Annotated in this window: 14 protein-coding genes and 1 pseudogene; 9 read left to right on the top strand and 6 right to left on the bottom strand. The window is 65.8% G+C overall.

Annotated elements, in window-relative coordinates; translation table 11 throughout:
* The first annotated feature begins 37 nt into the window (after positions 1–37).
* Positions 38–478 carry a pyridoxamine 5'-phosphate oxidase family protein gene (locus IC40_RS26725; protein ID WP_051644242.1) on the top strand — a complete coding sequence of 147 codons (441 nt, stop codon included), beginning with the start codon at positions 38–40 and terminating at the stop codon, positions 476–478.
* A 74-nt stretch (positions 479–552) separates the two neighbouring features.
* Here IC40_RS26725 and IC40_RS0101090 read toward each other — a convergent pair whose 3' ends face one another.
* The 4 genes from IC40_RS0101090 to IC40_RS0101075 form a co-directional block, all read right to left on the bottom strand.
* The gene (locus tag IC40_RS0101090; protein ID WP_234411508.1) at positions 553–813 is read right to left on the bottom strand and encodes a LapA family protein; all 261 of its coding nucleotides are present in this window, start codon (positions 811–813) and stop codon (positions 553–555) included.
* Positions 814–1,147: 334 nt separating this feature from the next.
* Positions 1,148–2,236 carry a methyltransferase gene (locus tag IC40_RS0101085; RefSeq protein ID WP_081843280.1) on the bottom strand — a complete coding sequence of 363 codons (1,089 nt, stop codon included), beginning with the start codon at positions 2,234–2,236 and terminating at the stop codon, positions 1,148–1,150.
* A gap of 211 nt (positions 2,237–2,447) precedes the next feature.
* On the bottom strand, positions 2,448–2,627 hold the full coding sequence (locus tag IC40_RS28160) for a hypothetical protein (protein WP_234411509.1): 180 nt from the start codon (positions 2,625–2,627) through the stop codon (positions 2,448–2,450).
* 381 nt (positions 2,628–3,008) lie between these two features.
* Entirely contained in the window at positions 3,009–3,350 is a 342-nt protein-coding gene (locus tag IC40_RS0101075; RefSeq protein ID WP_138158135.1) for a hypothetical protein, read from the bottom strand.
* A gap of 506 nt (positions 3,351–3,856) precedes the next feature.
* On the opposite strand from IC40_RS0101075, the gene IC40_RS28410 reads away from it, so the two are divergent.
* Positions 3,857–7,438, top strand: a complete 3,582-nt coding sequence (locus IC40_RS28410) for a hypothetical protein (protein WP_157837292.1) — start codon at positions 3,857–3,859, stop codon at positions 7,436–7,438.
* 48 nt (positions 7,439–7,486) lie between these two features.
* On the opposite strand, the pseudogene IC40_RS26355 reads toward IC40_RS28410, so the two are convergent.
* A pseudogene (locus IC40_RS26355) lies at positions 7,487–8,671 on the bottom strand (benzoate/H(+) symporter BenE family transporter).
* 57 nt (positions 8,672–8,728) lie between these two features.
* Here IC40_RS26355 and IC40_RS0101060 point away from each other — a divergent pair.
* On the top strand, positions 8,729–9,262 hold the full coding sequence (locus IC40_RS0101060) for a helix-turn-helix domain-containing protein (RefSeq protein WP_030132929.1): 534 nt from the start codon (positions 8,729–8,731) through the stop codon (positions 9,260–9,262).
* Between the two features lie 118 nt (positions 9,263–9,380).
* Here IC40_RS0101060 and IC40_RS0101055 read toward each other — a convergent pair whose 3' ends face one another.
* Complete coding sequence (locus IC40_RS0101055; RefSeq protein WP_030132928.1) at positions 9,381–10,106, bottom strand: TetR/AcrR family transcriptional regulator; 726 nt, start codon at positions 10,104–10,106, stop codon at positions 9,381–9,383.
* Positions 10,107–10,216: 110 nt separating this feature from the next.
* On the opposite strand from IC40_RS0101055, the gene IC40_RS0101050 reads away from it, so the two are divergent.
* From IC40_RS0101050 to IC40_RS0101025, 6 genes are all read left to right on the top strand, one after another.
* Positions 10,217–11,359 carry a VOC family protein gene (locus IC40_RS0101050; RefSeq protein ID WP_030132927.1) on the top strand — a complete coding sequence of 381 codons (1,143 nt, stop codon included), beginning with the start codon at positions 10,217–10,219 and terminating at the stop codon, positions 11,357–11,359.
* Positions 11,356–12,294: a fumarylacetoacetate hydrolase family protein gene (locus IC40_RS0101045; protein WP_030132926.1), complete on the top strand. Its 939-nt coding sequence runs from the start codon at positions 11,356–11,358 to the stop codon at positions 12,292–12,294. The genes IC40_RS0101050 and IC40_RS0101045 overlap by 4 nt, the downstream gene beginning before the upstream one ends.
* Entirely contained in the window at positions 12,291–14,177 is a 1,887-nt protein-coding gene (locus IC40_RS0101040; RefSeq protein WP_030132925.1) for an acyl-CoA synthetase, read from the top strand. Before IC40_RS0101045 ends, IC40_RS0101040 begins: the two co-directional genes overlap by 4 nt.
* Positions 14,174–15,727, top strand: coding sequence for a bifunctional 3-(3-hydroxy-phenyl)propionate/3-hydroxycinnamic acid hydroxylase MhpA (mhpA, locus tag IC40_RS0101035; protein WP_030132924.1), 1,554 nt, complete (start codon positions 14,174–14,176; stop codon positions 15,725–15,727). The genes IC40_RS0101040 and mhpA overlap by 4 nt, the downstream gene beginning before the upstream one ends.
* 141 nt (positions 15,728–15,868) lie before the next feature.
* Positions 15,869–16,969 carry a cytochrome P450 gene (locus tag IC40_RS0101030; protein WP_234411557.1) on the top strand — a complete coding sequence of 367 codons (1,101 nt, stop codon included), beginning with the start codon at positions 15,869–15,871 and terminating at the stop codon, positions 16,967–16,969.
* Between the two features lie 24 nt (positions 16,970–16,993).
* Positions 16,994–18,367, top strand: a complete 1,374-nt coding sequence (locus IC40_RS0101025; protein WP_081843278.1) for an MFS transporter — start codon at positions 16,994–16,996, stop codon at positions 18,365–18,367.
* Positions 18,368–18,649 lie beyond the last annotated feature (282 nt).

The following is an 18,649-nucleotide window of genomic DNA, read 5'->3' as shown; positions in this document are numbered from 1 at the left end:
AATGCGGTCGAGAGCCGCCCCCGCGTAACCTCGTTACATGCCGCGCAAACTCACCGACGACGAAATCACGGCGCTTCTCGACAGCCGTCCGGGCTGGGCGATCCTGACCACCATCGATGAGGACGGATTCCCACACACCGTGCCGCTGGGATATTTCCGGCTGGACGGCGATGTCGTCATGGGTGTGCGGGACGGCACGCGCAAAGTGGCCAACATAGAGCGCAATCCGAGGGTGAGCGTCATGCTCGAAGACGGCTCGACCATGGCCGATATCCGCGGGGTGATGTTCCAGGGTCACGCACGCATCGTTCGGGATCCCGCTGAAACGCTGGAACTCGCACGACACGGTGCCCGCTCGCGCGGCGTGCCGGAGTCCGAGTGGCCCACCGCGCCCCGACCCGGTGCCACCTATATCTACGTGACCCCCGTGCGAACCCGGTCTTGGCATTACGGCGACTCCGCATCGGACGAGGACTAGCCGCGACGAGCCTCAGCCACCCAAAAACCCCGCGCGGATTGCCCAACGGCAGGCCGATGAATTAGCCCACCAGCTCACTTGATGGCGCGTCGCAGGCGAAGGGCGGCGCTAGCGATCAGTGCGATGACTGCGCCGACGACTGCGGCGCCGAGCAGCCAGATGCCTAGGGGCAGATCGAAGTTCCAGCCAAGGAAGTTGACGGTGGCGTGAACCGTGTTCTGCAGCGCGAAAACAGCGAGGGTCACGACGAGTACTGCCGCGAGGATGAGCCCGAACTTGGTGACGATGCGCCCAGAACGGCGGCCGGGGGTGCGATCTGCGATGGGAGTGGTCATGATCATGCTCCTTCAAGTAGTCGGTTTAGCAGTTAAAGGATTGTTGCTAAGACACTTTCGTGCCGTCAGCGTTGGCGTTGCTGCCGCTGGGCGCGTCGTTCGCGCACCTTGTGCTTGACGACGCCCCAGGTAACACGCCCGAGTCCCTCGAAGAGACGGCTGACGATTCCGCGGTGTTCGCTCATGCGATGCGCCCTACTTCCTCGGTGTCGAGATTCTGTTCAGTTACCTGAATAGACGTCGGCAGCAGCCGAATCCGCACGCCGAATCGAGCGTGATGTGTCTCATACCGATGGTGGGTTTGGCTGTCCGCTGATCGTTCAGCGGTACGGGTTCAGACCTTCTCCGCCTCGATGAGATCGTGCGGCACGACCGAGAACGTGCGGCCGGTGGGCCGTAATCCTGCGGCGTTGAGCAGTGCCGACAATTCGTCGGACGAGCGCAGGCGTCCGCCGTCTCGTTGGGTCAAGGTGTGCAGGTCGAGAAGTGGTGAGAACGGATTCGGTCGATTCGGTGGCTGCAGATACTCGATCACCACCAGCTTGCTGCCGACGGGCATGCTCGCCGCCACGGCGCCGAGGATCTTCGCGCAGCGGGCGTCGTCCCAGTCGTGCAGGACATCTTTGAGCAGGTAGATGTCGGCGGTGACAGGAACGGCACGGAAGAAGTCACCCTCGACTCGGTCGATGCGGTCGGTGACACCGCGTTCGGCGAGCAGCAGTTCGGCCTCGGCGATCATGCCCGGACTGTCGACAAGGATCCCGCGCAGGTTCGCACGCGACCCGGCCACGATCTCCGACAGCAGCGTGCCGATCCCGCCGGCCACATCACACACCACGGCACCATCGGGCCACGGGTACACCCGAGCGATGGCACGGGCGCTGATGTCGGTGGCCTGGCGCATCGTCGCGGCGAATACCTCTCGCTCGTCCGGATGCGCGTCGAACCACTCCCACACCGACATGCCGTGCACGATCTCGAACGCGCCGCGACCGCTTCGCACGCTGGCGGCCAGTCCGCCCCAGGCGTCGACGGTCGACCGCATGCCCTTGTAGCGCATCCAGGCCTGCAAGGTTGCAGGGTGGTCGCTGCGCAGCACCGCGCCCATGCGGGTCAGCCTCACCGCACCGCTGCGACGGTCCATTGTGCACAGGTCGCACGCGACGGCGCCGCGCAGCAAGCGATGGGTCGCCTCTTCGTCGCAGCCGATCCGGGCGGCGATGGCCGCCGCTGTCATCGGCGCCTCCGCAAGCACATCGGCTATCCCGAGTTCGGCGATGGACGCGGCGATCTGGACACCGGCGACACCCTCGCCGAGGTCCAGCATGGCGATCTGCGGTGGCACCAGCTTGTCGGCGAACTGTTTGAGTCTGCGTCGCAATGCGAGCGTGGCCAGTACCACGGGGAGAGGCGTCGTTGCCATCCGTGCACGCTACTACCCGGCACGGTGGGATCAGGTGTAGCTGACCAAAGAAGCTCTGCCGGAAACCGTTTGGCCCGGATACCCGTTGGGCTGGTCGGTCCGCGTCGGGATATGCCACTCTCGTGGGTGGCACGCGGGGCGTTTCGGACCCACGCCGTTCCACGCGGCGGTCGAGAATGTTGTTCGGGCACTCCGGCCCAGCAGGCTGCGGCTACGCCTCACCCAAACTCGGCCGGTATGCGGTCACCTCGGCATCAGCCGCGAGCAACGCGCCCAGCTCGCCCTCCTGTTGGGCGACGAACACACCGATGACCTGTCGGCACACCTCCGGCACACTGACCCCGCGCATACCGGCAATACGTGTCAGCCCGACGAGCATCGACGTCGACACGTGAAACTGAATGGCGTACTGGCCGCACGAACCATCGTCTGGCGGTATCCCCGGACCAACGACCACGGGGTCATCTGATGCGAATTGGTCGACATCAGCGCTTCGTGCCCTCGCAACAGCCCCGCCGCCAGCGCTGCCGGTCACGCCCTCGTCCGGATCCCGGACCTCCTCGTGGCTGAACAATCCCATTTCGTCCACGCTAGACGTTGACGAGTGCCGAAGCCCGGCATGCTTGCCAGAACGCGCCCGAAATATTGCGAATCGCACGATCAACCGGTGTCCAAAGCCCCGGCGTTTCCTCGTGAACGCGTTGTGCAGCTGTGTTCGTGCATCGATATTCGACGTTCCCGGGCGAGCGATCCGGGCGGATCGTCCGACGTGCTACCGCAATTCAGTCCACGTGCCGGCATCCGGGTCGACCGGGGGATAGCTACCAGTCGACCTCAGAGATTCGGTGATCACCTTCACCCGTCGGTTCGCCGCGCGTAGTCCCTTCACGCGCTCGGTGGCTACTGTCTCGTCACCGCGCTCGATCACGATGACCCACGGCACCCCGAGCAGCTTGGCCAGAAACCAGAACGGCCAGCCGAGCCAGAAGGGCAGCAGCACGACGAACAACACGACGTCGAGGACATCGTTGAGGCCGAAGACGTTCGACGGGAACCACCACGTCTTGCGCCGGACCTTCCACATCCCGCCCGTTGGATCCTGGACGTCTGTCACCCGATTCCCGCCTTTCACCAGCGTGCGATACGCGGAAATTTTCGCGCATCGGTTCAGCCGAGAAGCGGGCAGGTCCGGTCGGGCTCGGTCATGACCGGGTGGACAGCCCAATGACGGGCTGAAATGGGGTGGGTGGAAACGCGTGAGTTTGCTGGAAAATTCACCGAGGCGAATTGCGGCAGCTTTACTGCGTCGGCGAGATTCCTCCCGAGATAGCCGTCAATAGGGTGGGCTGTCGATGTACGCGTGTATCGGTGTTCATCGACCGGGGGTTGAACCGTTGTGAGATGTGGCTCCCCAAGCTCTTTGGCGAGGAAGTCGATGCGACCGAAGCCCTCGCCTTCGTCTTTCGTGGAGCATCTGGTGGATCACTCGCGATCCGCGGCTTGAGTGGTTCGGCCCGTGAATCGATGTGTCTTCGACTTCCTGGCATTTGCTGTGCAAACGAGGGCTATGCCCTACAGTTCAGTGCGCCCGGCGATTGTCGCCGGCGTCAATATCGGCAGATGGCTGAGGAACTTATGGCGACGATGTACGAGCCGGGCAATGCAGGGCGTAGGCGCAACGGCAAGCACCGCCGTGCGGAGAACTTCGCCGTGCGCCGCTGGCTGATGCTCGGCGCTGCCTCGGCGGGCGTCGGCGCGGCGCTGGTTCTGGGTCCGCAAGCCGGTCTGGCCGTTGCCGATGATGGCGGCTCGTCAGCAAGCTCGGACACCGGCTCGTCGGCAAGCTCGGACACCGGTTCGTCAACGGGGCCAGAACATTCCGGGTCGACCGATTCCGGTTCGGTATCCACGGGACCCAAGAAGGCCGATGCCGCGAACGACAGTGTCACCGGCAGCGCCGACAACGCTGTGCGGAACGACAGGACGGGCGGTGTCACGTCCGGCACGGACAAGGACTCCGACTCGAAAGACTCCGATGCTATAGATCCGGCAAAGAGCGAGGATGCGTCGACGATCTCGACAGGCGCCGACTCTGGCGGAGCGAACACCGACACCTCGGGGTCGACCCGCTCAGAAACACCGTCGAGCAGGCCCGAGGTGGTCCTCGACACTCATGACGTGCGGGATTCCGACACCCCGACGATCAAAGCCACCGAGCGCATCGCGGCGGTCACGACCATGTCCGCGCCACAAGCGGCCGCGCAGACCGAAGACGCGACACTGACGGCGCAGAACGACGGGCTGACGCAACCCAATATCGTTGTTGCAGACACCGTTATCTCCCCCAGTGCTGCACTGGCAGTGATTCCGAACCTGCCCCCGTTCTACCCCCCGACTCTCGAAGACCTCATAGCCTTCTTCATCGGCAACGGAACCGCAGCCCGCCCGAACGGCGGCATCCTTTGGGGCTTCGGCTACTCCTGGACGGCCGAGACCTGTGCCACCACATGCACCGGCGGCAATGGGGGCTTGTTCGGTGGCGGTGGCGGCAACGGGTGGGGTGGCGGCAACGGCGGCAACGCCGGCCTCTTCGGTAATGGCGGTGACGGTGGAGCCGGGCTGGCGCTCTACAACGGCGGTGCCGGCGGCAACGGCGGTAGCGGCGGAATGCTGTTCGGCGACGGCGGATTCGGCGGCGCTGCGGCCGAAACCGTCACGGGTGCCCGCGGCGGTAGCGGCGGTGCGGCGGGCTTGCTCGGACACGGCGGTGGCGGCGGTGACGGCGGCGTCTCGACCGGCAACTATCGCGGCGGCCAGGGTGGCTCCGGCGGCGGTGGCGGCTTGCTGTGGGGCAACGCTGGCACGGGTGGTGCCGGCGGGGCAGCGATCTTCAATGGTCAGACCGGCGGTGTCGGCGGAGTCGGCGGTGACACCGGTCTGGTGTCGCTGTGGGGCAGCGCGGGCACGGGTGGTGTCGGTGGCGCGGGCAGCTTCGGTGGGCGCGGCGGTGACGGTGGCAACGGCGGACTGCTGGCGGTGTTCGCCTTTGGTGGCGACGGCGGTGTGGGCGGTGCGTCCCCGCGGACTGGCGTGAGCGATCACGGCGGCGACGGCGGCAACGGAGGTCGCGGCGGCCTATGGATGGGCAACGGCGGCGATGGCGGCGCGGGCGGCAGCGGCGGCGGTGACGGCGGCGCGGGTGGCAGCGTCGGAATGCTGGCGGTGTTCGGCGCCGGTGGCCGCGGCGGCAACGGTGGCCAAGGCCAAGCCGGAGTGCGCGGCCCGAACGGCTCGGCGCCCGGCGCCGACGGCGGCGACGGTGCCGCGGGCGGACCGGGTGGCAAGGGCGGTCGTGGCGGTAACGGCAGCATGATCTTCGGACTCGGTGGCGACGGCGGCACCGGCGGAACCGGTGGCGACGGCGGACTCGGCGGTAACGGCGTCAACGCGACCAGCACCGCCACCGGCCCCGGCCGCGACGGCGGCAATGGAGGCAACGGGGGCGACGCCGGCGTCGGTGGTCTGGGAGGAGAGGCGGGTCTCGGGGCCTTCTTCGGCGTCATCACGGCCAACGGCGTCAGCGGCACCAGCGGATGGGGCGGCGACGGCGGCAACGGCGGATCGGGCGGTAACGGTTCCTGGACCGACGAGACCGGTGCTCCCGGCGGTAACGGTGGCCGGGGCGGCAATGGCGGCAACGGTGCAGACAGCGGCCCCGGGCGGACCGGAGGTGCCGGCGGCAACGGTGGCGCCGGCGGCAACGGTGCGACCGGTGGCCTGAACACCGACCCGGGCGCAGGCGGCACCGGCGGGACGGGCGGATCCGGTGGCAACGCCGGCAACGGCGGTGCCGCTACCAGCACCATGCCGGCCGGTCAGGGTGGAACCGGTGGCAAGGGTGGCAGCGGCGGTACCGGTGGCAACGCCGAGATCAACCCCGGCGTCGGCGGCACCGGCGGGGCCGGTGGTGACGGTGGCAACGGTGGCACCGGCGCAGGGGACAACGGTTACGGTGGACAGGCCGGCGCTGGTGGATATGGCGGCGCCAGTAAGGATGGCCAGACCGTCGCAGACCCAGGCCAAGCAGGAAGCGGGGGCGTCAATGGCAACACCGGATCCGGTGTAGCCCCCACACCGCCGGCTCCCACTGCCGCTGACGACCTCAGCCGACAGCTGGCATACATCTTCTTCAATCGGCCGTTGACGGCCTCCAGCAGCACCAGTCTCCCGGTGGGTGCTGACAAGCAGGTCAGTGGTTGGATCCGCACCACCAACGTCAACGGTTATCCGGTCACCTATACCGTGACCACCCAACCCCGTTACGGCACGGTCGAACTCGACTCTGCCACTGGCTACTACACCTACAAACCCGACTCCACCTTGGTGCAACCCGGTGTGCGTGACTCCTTCACCGTCGAAGTAGACAACGGCGCTGCCGCAGAAGGGCCCGGGTTGTTCGGTGCGCTCGCCCGGTTCGTGCACGACTGGGCTCTCCACATCGGGATGGCTGACGCCGGCACCGCCGAGACCGAGGTCGACGTCAATGTCACCGGTGACGGACAGTTCGGTGATGCCGAGTACAACAAGCGCTTCTGGGTCAAGCAGAGCTTCTACAACTGCCAACTGATCGCCACGGCCATGGCCATCGGTCAGGCAACCAATTCCACCTCTCCCACCGAGCAGCAGATGTCCGGCCTCGCGGCTACCTCGGACAGTGTCTTCATCCCCGGACAGAAGATGTACCTCGGCGACTACTCCGAAGACGGCGTCTACCTCGTGGATGCTATTGCGCTGGCCAACAACAACTTCAATGTCACCGCTACGCTGACGACCTACGGTGGCGGCAACACTCAGACCGGCGCAGCCAAGACTGCCACGCAGGCCGACGGCCAACAGGCTCTCGCAGATCTGCAGGCCGCCTTGGCCAGGGGCGAGGCCGCCATGGTCTCCTACCCGGTTTCCGTCGTGTGGAGCACCTTCGGCTTCGTGCCCGGGCCCACCGACAGCTACACACAGACCGACCATGCGGCGGTCGTCACGCAGGTAGACCTGGCCAACGGGCGCATCTACGTCAACGACAGCTCGGCCACGGATCCGAACACCGACAAGCCCGTCGGTCAAGGACTGGCCGTGCCGATCGGCGCCTTCCTCAACGGCTGGCAGGCGGCCAACTACGCTCTCGTCACCTTCGCGGCGAAGTAACCCACTACGCCACAAAGGCCTTGGCCGCGGATGTCGGCGCAGCCCCGATCAGGTGCGCGGTGTTGTCGATGCAGTTCTGAACAGTCGGTGCGCGATCACGCCCACCACGAGCGCCCAGAACGCAGAACCGACACCTGCGACCGTCGTTCCCGAGGCTGCGACGACGAGCGTCACGGCGGCGGGCAGGCGGGCAGATTCGTCGGTCATGGCGCCCGCGCATGCACCGGCGAACGCACCGAGCAGTGCAACCCCGGCGACCGCTTGGACAAGGCCGGCCGGGGCCGCCAGTACGGCCCACGTCAGTCCCGTCGAGGCGAGACCGAGTACGCAGTAAACCGTCCCGGTGGTGAATGCAGCAATCCAGCGACGCCGAGGATTTGGGTCGGCGTCCGGTCCGGCTGCCAAAGCGGCACTGATCGCTGCCAGGTTGACGGCGTGACCGCCGAATGGCGCTGCCACCAGCGAGGCGACCCCTGTGACGGTAAGCGCAGGGCGCCAGCGGATTTGGTAGCCGAACCCGTTCATCACCGCGACACCCGGGATGTTCTGCGCCGCCATGGTGACGACGTACAGCGGTAGCGCGATACCGGTAACGGCGGCGACGGTGAGGCTGGGTGCGGTCGCCTGGAGATGCGGTATCTACGCTGATACGGGAGGCGCCGACCCTTCTCTGAAAAGGGTGACGGCAAGCACCAGCAGGGCAATGCCGAACGCCGCCGGTACCGCCCAGCGGGGTCGGATCACGGACACGACCAGCCATACCAACAGCACTGGGGCGATCACCACCGGGTCGCCGGCCAAGGCGGTCACCGGAGCAATACACAGTGGCAGCAGCACCCCCGCCAGCATCGCCTGCGCCACCGAGTTCGGGATGCGGGCGATCAGACGAGCAAGCACCGGCCAGAGCCCGGTCGCGAGGAGCAGGACTGCGGTGACGAGGAACGCGCCGACGGCAGCGGGCCAACCGCCGGCCGCGGTGCCGGTGCTGATGAGCAGTGCGGCGCCCGGCGTCGACCATGCACTGGTGATCGGCATCCGGAACTTCCATGCCAACAGAACGGATGAAAGCCCCATCGCGAGGCTCAACGCTGTCAGGCCCGACGCTGCCTGCTCTGAATTCGCCCCTGCGGCACGCACTCCCGCAAGGACCACGGCAAACGACGATGTGAACCCGACGAGCGCGCACACCACCCCGGCGGACACCGGCACTGCTTTCGAAACGTTCTGGTCCACCTACCCAACCTCGTTCTGTTTACGGAACGTTCTGTGCGTAGAACGTACCGTAATGGAATGACTGCGGGAGACATCGGCCGCCAACTGCGGGAGCTACGGGCTGAGCGTGGCTTCAGTCTCTCTGAACTGGCGCGACGTGCCGGAGTGGGGAAGGGTTCGCTGTCCGAGATCGAAGCCGGCAAGCGCAATCCCACGATCGAGACCCTCTACGCCCTGTGCGCACCTCTCGATATACCCCTGACTGCACTGGTAGGCGAGGTTCCTGGCGTCCATTCGGCCGCCGCCGGTGGAATGCGCGCGGTCCTGCTGTCCGTCCGGAACTTGGCCCAGGTCACCGTCGAGGTGTTTCGCCTCGAATTTCCTCCAGGCGCCGAGCACGTGTCTCCCTCGCACGGTGCGGGTGCCCGAGAGCACCTCACCGTGGTCGCCGGACGGGTACTCGTCGGCCCGATGGGTGAGGAAACTCTGATCGAGGAGGGACAAGCCCTCAGTTGGTCGAGCGATCGACGCCATCGGTATGCCGCCATCGACGGTGCGGCCGAGGCTATCGTCGTCATCACCACGCCGGTCGACGGTCGGTCGCGGGAGTAATTGGCGCTACCCGGTTGCGGTGATGGAGAGCCGAACAGGATGCACGCAAAAAGACTGTTGTTCAGTCACTTTCGCATTTCTGATACCCGGCTGTCCAACGTCAGCGCAGCGGCGCACATCAATCGGTTGGGTGAGCGGGTACGTCGGGATTCATGAGCGCAGGCCACTCGGCGGGTGAATCGCGCAGCAGTGAGATATCGGGAAGCTCTTTCTGACAGAGCGTTCGGGCCTGTTTGGGCGTCATGCCGAGCGTTCGCAGCAGACGTTCGGTCACGGCGTCGACGGTCTCCGCCGTATCGCGTTCGGGTCGCTCCCGCAGCAGCGTGGCCAAGCCGACGAACATGCCTCCGGCGATGGCTAGGCCCAACTCCGGATCGGCAATCGTGAACCGGCCCTGGTCGACGGCTGCGGTGATGTCGCGGAGCGCGCGAGGCGACAGTCCACGATTCGACAGGATCAACGAGTCGCCGTGCGCGAGCAGCAATGCTGCTTCTTGGGGCCGGTAGCGAAATAGTCGGCCGCTCAACCGATAGTTGGCAGCAAAAGCCTCGGCGGGGTCGGAGATGGAACCGGTGAAACCATCGAGTAAGGCACCCAAATCGTCTAGGGCATCGGCCAATGCCGCGTCGAAGAGCTCTTCCTTGGTGGCGAAGTGGTTGTAGAACGACCCCATGCCCACATCGGCCGCCTGGGTGATCTCCAGGATCGGCACGCTCGTCTTTCCTTGAGCGATGAAGCCCTGCGCCGCGCGTATCAAGGCGCGACGGGTGCGCAGCTTGCGCCGCTCCAGGCGGCTGACAGGCGTACCCGCAGCGGCGGTGATGCCGTGCTCGGGCAGGTCCATGGCGCGAGGATAGCAGCCTCGGCAATTGTGAGGATTTCGTCAACTCTCCTTGACTGAGGTTATGGGCGTATGTGACGATTTCATCAGAACTCAGATGGAGGAGGTGCACTGTGGCACGCGCAGTAGAGCAGCGTCACGACGGTCATAAAGACCTGCACAGCGAACACGGCGCGCTGCGCGGTGAGCATCCAGGGCGGGTTAAGGATCCGATCATTCGTGTTGCGGACATAGCCTGGCTGGAATTCGACAAACCCGATCTGGTCCGAGCCGAAGCTTTCGCGCGCGCCTTCGGTTTCGGTGTGGCGTTACGTGAGCCGCACCAGTTGCATCTACGCGGTATGCGACCCGGCTCCCCATGCGTGATCCTGCGTCGCGGCAAGCGAACCCGGTTCGCGGGACTGGCTCTGCAGGCCGCCGACGAGGTCGACGTGCTGCGGTTGGCCGACAAGACCGGCACCCCGGTGCGGGCGCTTCCGGAATCCATCGGTGGGACTGCGGTGCAGCTGACCGATCCGAGCGGGATGGCGGTCAAGGTCGTGGCGGGTACGCACGAGTTACCGGGCCAACCTGTCCAAGCACCGCAGATCCGCAATACCGGGCAGGCCCTGGCGCGCATCAACGACACCGTGCGTCCACAGCGGGTGCCGACTCGCGTCCAGCGATTGGGTCATGTGGTGTTGCAATCCACCACCTATCTGAAGACGCTCAACTGGTACCTGGACACGTTCGGGATGATCGTCAGCGACTTCCTGTTCTTCCCGGGGCAGCGGGCGCGCGGTCCGGCGATGAGTTTCATCCGGTGCGATCGCGGCACCACTCCGGCAGATCACCACACGCTGGCGCTGGCGTTGGGTCCGGCCAACCAGTACGTGCACTCGGCGTACGAGGTCAGTGATCTGGACGCGCTGGCCGCCGGCGGTGAATACCTACGAGAGCGCGGCTACTTCCGGTCGTGGGGCATCGGCCGCCACATCCAGGGCAGCCAGCTGTTCGACTACTGGCGTGATCCGGATGGGTTCCTGGTCGAGCACTTCGCCGATGGTGACATGTTCGACAACACGCTCGAGCCCGGCTGGGCCCCGTTCACCGCATCCGGCTTGGCCCAGTGGGGGCCACCGGCGACAAAAGACTTCCTCGACGCCAGCCCGCGTGCGGTACCGCATCAGGTGACCTCGATGGTCAACGCACTGCGCGAGGACAACGAATTCGATCTCAACCGCCTCGTCGGCCTACTGAAAGTAGCAATCTCATGACCACGACCGTGTTGCGGACCTCCGAGGGTTGGTGGGTGCAGACCCCCGCCGGTGCCGCCCGAATCACCACATCTGCGGTCACCACCGCCGAACTGCTGGCCGATCGCGCGGCCATCGACGCGGCTGCCGCCAGTGGCGACACCGTGTCCGTCGACGAGCTCACGTTGCTCTCCCCGGTGACCGCGCCATGCCGGGTGATCGCGCAGATGACAAACTTCGAGTCCCACGTCAAGGATTCCGGGATGGACCCGAAGACGGTGCCGCTGACATTCTTTCGCAAGTCATCGGCGTCGATCACCGGGCCGTTCGGGGAGATCGTGCGTCCAGCACACGTCGGGCTGCTGGACTACGAAGTCGAGATCGGTCTCGTCATCGGCCGCGACGTCCCGGCCGGCTCCACCGTGACGGAGCACGATCTCGCCGACGTCATCGCCGGACTCACGATCACCAACGACGTCTCCGCCCGTGACATCCAGCTTCCCCAAACCCAGTTCTACGAGGCGAAGTCGTACCCGACCTTCACCCCGGTCGGGCCTGCGCTGGTGCTGCTGGATGCCGCCGAACTGGCGCGCTTCGCCGATCTGCGGCTCAAGCTGTCGGTCAACGGAGAAGAACGCCAGAACGCGTTGGTCGAAGCCGACATGCTGTACCGCCCGCTTCAGGCACTGCAATCGCTCGCTCGTTTCCAAGACCTGGCCCCGGGCGATCTCGTGCTGACGGGGACCCCGGCGGGCACCGCACTGGTCGCCCCGCCCAAACCCATCGAGATCATCGGAAACCTGCTGCCGCCCGCGGTGAAATGGAAGGCCTTCTTCTCCCGCCAGGCCAGCAATCCGAAGTATCTGCAACACGGCGACATCATCGAAGCGTCGGTCGGCACCGATGACGGTGCGATCGATCTTGGTGTGCAGCGACTGACGGTGCGTCACGCATGAACGCCGATCTGTGGTGGCCTGCCGGCCAATCGCCGCAGGACCTTACTGCCATCGAACAGCTGCCGTTGGAGAGTCGTGGACTCCCGGCGTCCACTTACGACGTGGTCCTGCGGGCCGCACGGCTGTGGCCCGACCGCACCGCGGTCACCGTCTTGTCGGAGGGGGCCGATTATCAGAGGGGCGCACGCCGCACATTCCGCCAACTTGCCGACGATGTCACACGGACGGCGAAAGCACTACGGCACTGCGGGATCGACCGCGCGAGCGCGGTGCTGCTGATCAGTCCGAACTGCGACGAACTGATCACCGCCACACTGGCGGCGCAGGCCGCCGGCATCGCGGTACCCATCAACGGATCACTGTCGGACGAGCACGTCCTCGAGTTGGCCCGGCTCTCAGGCGCTCGCCTGCTGATCACCGCGGCACCTGACCTGGACCCCAGAGCTATCGAACGTGCCGCCGTTCTGGCTGATGCCGGTCTGCTCGACACCGTGCTCCTGGTGCGGCCGACACTGGCCGACGATGAGCCGCAAGCGCTTCCGGCATTGCCGGGTATCACCATCGGCTATCTGTCGGCACTTGCGGCCGAACAAGACCCGCAACCGCTCGAGAACGGTACCCCGGATTCAGCCCAGTTGGCCGCGCTGTTTCATACCGGCGGAACCACCGGAATGCCCAAACTGGCCGCGCACACCCATGGCAACGAAGTGGCCGACGCCTGGATGGTGGCGCTCAGCGCCGACCTCGCCGATGATGCGGTGGTGTTCGCGGCGCTGCCGCTGTTCCACGTCAACGCGCTGCTGGTGACCCTGCTGGCGCCTTTACTGCGCGGCCGGTCGGTGGTGTGGGCAGGGCCGCTCGGATACCGCGATATAGGCCTGTATCAACATTTTTGGAAGATCGTGGAGCACTACAGGCTGGCGGCGATGAGCGCCGTACCCACCGTGTACGCGGTGCTGGCCCAGATTCCGGTCGATGCCGATATCTCGACGCTGACCTCGGCGGTGTCGGGTGCCTCCGCGCTGCCCGATACCGTGCGCCAAAACTTCCTCAGTGCCACGGGTGTGAATCTGGTCGAGGGTTACGGGCTCACCGAGGCGACATGCGCCAGTGCACGCAGCTTCGCCGACCATCCTCGGCCGGGATCGGTCGGACAGCGCATGCCCTACCAGCAACTCCGCGTCGTCGAGATCGGCGAAGATGGTTCCTGGCAGGATGTTTCACCTGGTCACGTGGGCACACTGGCCATCAGTGGGCCAACGGTGTTTCCCGGCTATGTGACCGAACGCACAGAGGACGGTTACGTGCTCGACGGCCGCGGTGCGCTGCGCGACGGTTGGCTCGACACCGGAGACCTGGCACGTGTCGACGAGGATGGTTTCATCTACCTCGCGGGCCGGGCCAAAGACCTCATCATTCGTGGCGGCCACAACATCGATCCCGCAATCATCGAGGACGCGCTGCTGGCTCATCCCGATGTCGCCGCGGCCGCAGCCGTGGCGCGACCCGACGTCCACTCAGGTGAGGTACCGGTCGGTTTCGTCACCGTCCGACCCGGTGCCACCGTCACCGGCGATGAACTGGCGGCCTTCGCCGCTGAGCACATCGCCGAACGCGCTGCGGCGCCTAAGAGCGTCGCTGTCATCGACGCGATACCGGTCACCGACGTCGGCAAGCCTTACAAGGTACCGCTTCGCGCCATCGCCGCCGAACATGCTGTGGCCGAGGCGTTGACCGATCACGCAGGGGTGCTCAGCGTCCGCGGCGCGGTCGACGCAGGGGTGCCAGTGGTGATGATCGAGCTGGCAGCGACCGCGGACCGCGCCGCTGTGGAGCGGACGGTGAAATCGTTCGCGGTGAATCACGAGATCACCGCACCGTGAGCGGCTCCACGCAACAGGAGACCGTCGAGCACGTGCCGGTGGTGATAGTCGGTGGTGGTCCCACCGGAATCACGGTGGCGACACTGCTGGCTCAGTACGGTGTCGAGACGTTGGTGCTGGACCGGTGGTCGCAGGTCTACCCGCAACCCAGGGCGGTCCATCTCGACGATGAGGTCTACCGCATCCTGGGGCGCCTCGGCGTCGCGCAAGAGTTCGCCGGCATCGCGCGGCCGGCCCGTGGTCTGCAGCTGATCGACCGTGACATGACCGTGCTGGCACGATTCCGGCGCGACACCACGGTCACCCGGAATGGCTATCCAGCGGCGAACATGTTCGATCAGCCGCAACTCGAAGAAGTGTTGCGAACCAATCTGACTCGGTATCGGCAGGCGCAGCTTCGCGGTGACACAGAGGTTGTCGACGTGCTGACCACAGGCAGTCCGCTCCGCCTGCATGTGCGTAGCCGCGCGACCGGACAGGATTCGGTGATCAGCGCGGACTTCGTGCTGGGCTGCGACGGTGCGAACAGCATTGTCCGGACGGCGATCGGCGCCGAGATGCGGAGCATGGGGTTCGATCAACGCTGGCTGGTGGTCGATATCGCGACCGATGCCGACCTACAGCAGTGGGAGGGCGTGCATCAGCTCTGTGACGAGCATCGAGCCGGGACGTACATGCGGATCGGTCCTGATCGCTACCGCTGGGAATTCCGCCTGTTGGATCACGAGTCGGTCGACGATTACGCCACCGTGACCGAACTTCGTCCGTTGATCGCGCCCTGGATGCGAGGCGTCGACGAAGCCTCGCTACGCCTGATTCGCACCGCGGAGTACACATTCCGAGCGCAACTCGCTGACCGTTGGCGCCGCGGGAACACGTTCCTGCTCGGTGATGCCGCGCACCTGACACCGCCGTTCATCGGCCAGGGCATGGGAGCCGGTCTGCGTGACGCGATGAATCTGGCGTGGAAGATCGCCGGCGTGCACCACCGAGATCTTGCACCGAGCGTGCTCGACAGTTACGAGACCGAGCGTCGCCCACACGCACGGCACATGATCTCGCTGGCGCTCAACGTGGGCCGGGCCATGACCTCCGGGGGCCGGATCGGTGCCGCTGCGCGATCTGCGTTGCTGCCGTACCTGCATGTGGTACCGGGACTGAGAGCGAAGGTCGTCGACTCCCGCACTCCGTCGCTGCACTCCTCGTCGATGGTGCGGCGCTCGCTGCGACCAGGCGGCATTGCTGGGCAGTTGTGTCCGAATTCGCGGCTCGGCAACGGCATCCGCCTCGACGAACATCTCGGACCGTGCTTCGGCGTCATCACCAGTGCTGCCCTGAGCGCTGCGCAACAGGAGACCATCACTTTCCGGGGTGCGTGCGCTGTCTACGCTGCGCCAGGGTCGGACCTGGATCGATGGTTGCGCCGCCGTCATCTCGCGGGCGCAGTAGTGCGACCCGATGGCACGGTCATGATTGCCGGCCGCAATCTCGACACCATCTGTCGCGCAGTGCCGCTGTTTCGACGCGATCGCCAACACGCCCACCCGTAGGCATGAACGGGTCTGACCCGCAGCCACTCTTGACGAACAGGAATCGCCGACGTGTTTCGCCCGCCTACGGCCGTACCGGTATACCGCCCCGACATCTACACCCGCTCCGCGATTCTCGAGCCGTACCCGCACTACCGAGTGATGCGCCAGCTGGGTCCGGTGGTGTGGCTTCCTCGCCCACGCCTCTATGCGCTGCCGCGCTTCAGCGAATGCAAGGCGACGCTACGCGACGATAATCTCTTCCTTTCCGGACATGGTGTGGCGGCGAATCCGCTGACCAATCGTCTGTCGCGGGGGACCACACTCAACAGCGACGGAGCCGATCACAATAGGCGCCGCAAGCTCGTCGCGCACCGGCTGATGCCCCGGGCACTGCGCACCCTGAGCGACGACGTCGACGCCCTGGCACGTGCCATCGTCGATGCCGCCCTGGCCCGGCGGACCGTGGATGGGGTTGCCGACCTGGCCACCGCCCTGCCGCTGGCCGTCGTGCCCGATCTGGTTGGGTGGCCACGTGGTGAACGCAAGCACCTACTCGACTGGGGCGCAGCCACGTTCGACATTCTCGGGCCGGGCAATGTGCAGGCGTTACAAGCCGTTCCGCGTAGCCTGCAGATGCTGCGCTTCGCCCAGCGGGTGGTGCGCGAGCGCAACGTACTGCCCGACAGCATGGCTCACGAGCTGCTGACTGCCGTCGACGAGGGCACGCTGGCCGCCGAAGAGGTTCCACCGCTGCTCATCGACTACATCGCGCCGTCGCTGGACACGACGATCAGCGCAATCTCCAGTGCGTTGTATCTGTTCGCCACCCATCCCGAGCAGTGGCAACTGTTGAAGGATGATCCGGCCCGAATTCCCAATGCCATCAACGAAGTGGTCCGCTTCGAGTCGCCGCTGCGGGCCTTCACCCGCAAGACGGCACGGGAGTGCGTCGTGTCGGACGTCCGCCTACCGGCAGGTGCCCGAGTGCTGGTGATGTACGCCTCGGCCAACCGGGACGAACGGGAATGGGATGCCCCAGATGTGTTCGACATCGGTAACGATGCCGGGCGGCACGTCGGGTTCGGCAGCGGTGCACACGCCTGCGCCGGACAGGGCCTGGCCCGGTTGGAGACCACAGCGATGCTCAAGGCGATGATCGAGCGTGTCGACCGTATCGAGTTGACCGGCCAACCGATCTGGGGAGTCAACAACATCATCCGCAGTTACGCCCAACTTCCCCTCCGCCTCATCACCGCATAAGAAACGGCAAAAGGAACACGACTGATGCCGATGACGGCGGCCCGAGACGGAAAAGGTGCGGTGTACGCACTGACGACAATGGAACGGGCCGCATTCGGTGCCGGGTCGCTGGCGACGGCGACCTATGCCGTGGTTCCGGGGCTCGTCCTGCTCTACTACCTGACCAACGTGCTTGGCGTCGCAGCGGGCGTGGCCGGTTTGGTGGTCTTTCTGCCCAAGCTGTTGGATCTGGTCTACAACCCCATCGTCGGGCGCCTATCGGATGCAACGATGTCCCGTTGGGGTCCTCGCCGGCCGTGGTTGGCTGCCGGGGCGATCTCGTTCCCCGTCGCATTCATCGCGGTGTTCTGTTCTCCGTTCACCGGGGTCGCAGCGGCTTGGTGGGTGGGGATCACACTTGCGCTGGCGGGTGCCGGCTTCTCCGCATTCGCGGTTCCGTACGGCGTATTACCCGCTGAACTGGGGGCCGGCGCGCAGGAACGAAAGTCCATGACGGCGTGGCGGATGGGCTTTCTCGGCGTGGCCATACTGGCAGCGGGTGGCGTCGCGCCACTGCTGACCGCAGTGAGCGGCGGCGGTACGCATGGATATCACGTCATGGCGGTCGCCATGGGGTGTGTGATCTTTGTCGGCGCGTGTGCCGCGTTGTACAGCGCGCGCCGCCCCGCCCAGGCGACGGTGAATGCCACTGCCGACGGTGCCGGATCCTTGCGCGCAGCGCTGTCCGTAGCTCACCACAATCAGCGCTTCTCGATCCTGTTGGCCGTCTTTCTCCTCGTCGAGGTGGTGATCGCCGCGGCATTGGCGGGATTGCCGTACATGGCGGCCCAGTTCCTGGGATCGGAAGAGGCGATCGCACCGCTGTTCGTCAGTGTGCTGGCACCATTGCTGCTGACCATGCCGTTATGGACCCGGGCCGCAATCCGATTCGGAGACAGGCGTTGCCTTCAGGTTGCGTTGACAGTTTTCGGCGCGGGGACCTGCTCGGCAACCGCGCTGCCTCTGCTCGCTGAGTCGAGTAGATTGCCCGTGGCCTGTGCGGTATTCGCCATTGCCGGAACCGGTTTCGCTGGAGCACAATTGCTGGCCAACACCATGCTCGCCGATACCTTGGCTGAGGATGCCGGTGAGTCGTGCGAACGACGAGCCGGAGTCCTCGTCGGACTGTGGTCGGCCGGTGAGACCATCGCGGCCGCAGCCGGAGCCGGTGTCTATGGCGTGATCCTGGGGCTCACCGGTTTCGTGTCGTCGACAAGTAGTGAGGTCGTCAACCAACCCCACAGTGCGCAGTGGGGCATGGTGCTCGGCCTTACAGGCACGGCCGCTGTGTGCATCCTTACCGCGTTGGCTCTGACGACGCGTTCGGGCTGGGTGGGGGAGTCTCTGCGCGACACCTGAGGTCGGCGGTGTCAAAAGTCTTCCGCGGTCTTTCGCGTCGTACGTCGATCGCGTGATGGCACAGCTAGACGCAGGTGGTATGCGGCAACGCGTCCGAGAATCCGGGGCTCGAAGAGCCGCCGTGGCGAGTCGATCATGTTGACGACGCGGACGAGTTGTTCGGTGATCACGATGTCATCGCCGGCGGCAGCGAGTATCCGGTGCTGGGTCCAGTGCAGTGCCCGGCGCTGTGCTCGCTCGGTGATCCTGATTTGCCGGTGAGGGGTTGGCGGCCTGTTGGTC

The sequence above is a fragment of the Mycolicibacterium neoaurum ATCC 25795 genome (genome assembly GCF_000691525.1).
GTDB classification, from domain to species: Bacteria; Actinomycetota; Actinomycetes; order Mycobacteriales; family Mycobacteriaceae; genus Mycobacterium; species Mycobacterium neoaurum.
Note: the sequence above shows the minus strand (reverse complement) of the source record. Positions and strands in the feature narration are given on the sequence as shown.

What these genes read in the sequence shown, in the direction of transcription:
- IC40_RS0101045 (WP_030132926.1), top strand. Translation starts at nt 11,356, where the DNA reads ATGACCACGACCGTGTTGCGGACCTCCGAGGGTTGGTGGGTGCAGACC.
- IC40_RS0101090 (WP_234411508.1), bottom strand. Translation starts at nt 813, where the DNA reads ATGACCACTCCCATCGCAGATCGCACCCCCGGCCGCCGTTCTGGGCGC.
- IC40_RS0101085 (WP_081843280.1), bottom strand. Translation starts at nt 2,236, where the DNA reads ATGGCAACGACGCCTCTCCCCGTGGTACTGGCCACGCTCGCATTGCGA.
- IC40_RS0101025 (WP_081843278.1), top strand. Translation starts at nt 16,994, where the DNA reads ATGCCGATGACGGCGGCCCGAGACGGAAAAGGTGCGGTGTACGCACTG.
- IC40_RS0101030 (WP_234411557.1), top strand. Translation starts at nt 15,869, where the DNA reads ATGCGCCAGCTGGGTCCGGTGGTGTGGCTTCCTCGCCCACGCCTCTAT.
- IC40_RS0101060 (WP_030132929.1), top strand. Translation starts at nt 8,729, where the DNA reads ATGACTGCGGGAGACATCGGCCGCCAACTGCGGGAGCTACGGGCTGAG.
- IC40_RS0101040 (WP_030132925.1), top strand. Translation starts at nt 12,291, where the DNA reads ATGAACGCCGATCTGTGGTGGCCTGCCGGCCAATCGCCGCAGGACCTT.
- IC40_RS28410 (WP_157837292.1), top strand. Translation starts at nt 3,857, where the DNA reads ATGGCTGAGGAACTTATGGCGACGATGTACGAGCCGGGCAATGCAGGG.
- IC40_RS26725 (WP_051644242.1), top strand. Translation starts at nt 38, where the DNA reads ATGCCGCGCAAACTCACCGACGACGAAATCACGGCGCTTCTCGACAGC.
- IC40_RS0101055 (WP_030132928.1), bottom strand. Translation starts at nt 10,106, where the DNA reads ATGGACCTGCCCGAGCACGGCATCACCGCCGCTGCGGGTACGCCTGTC.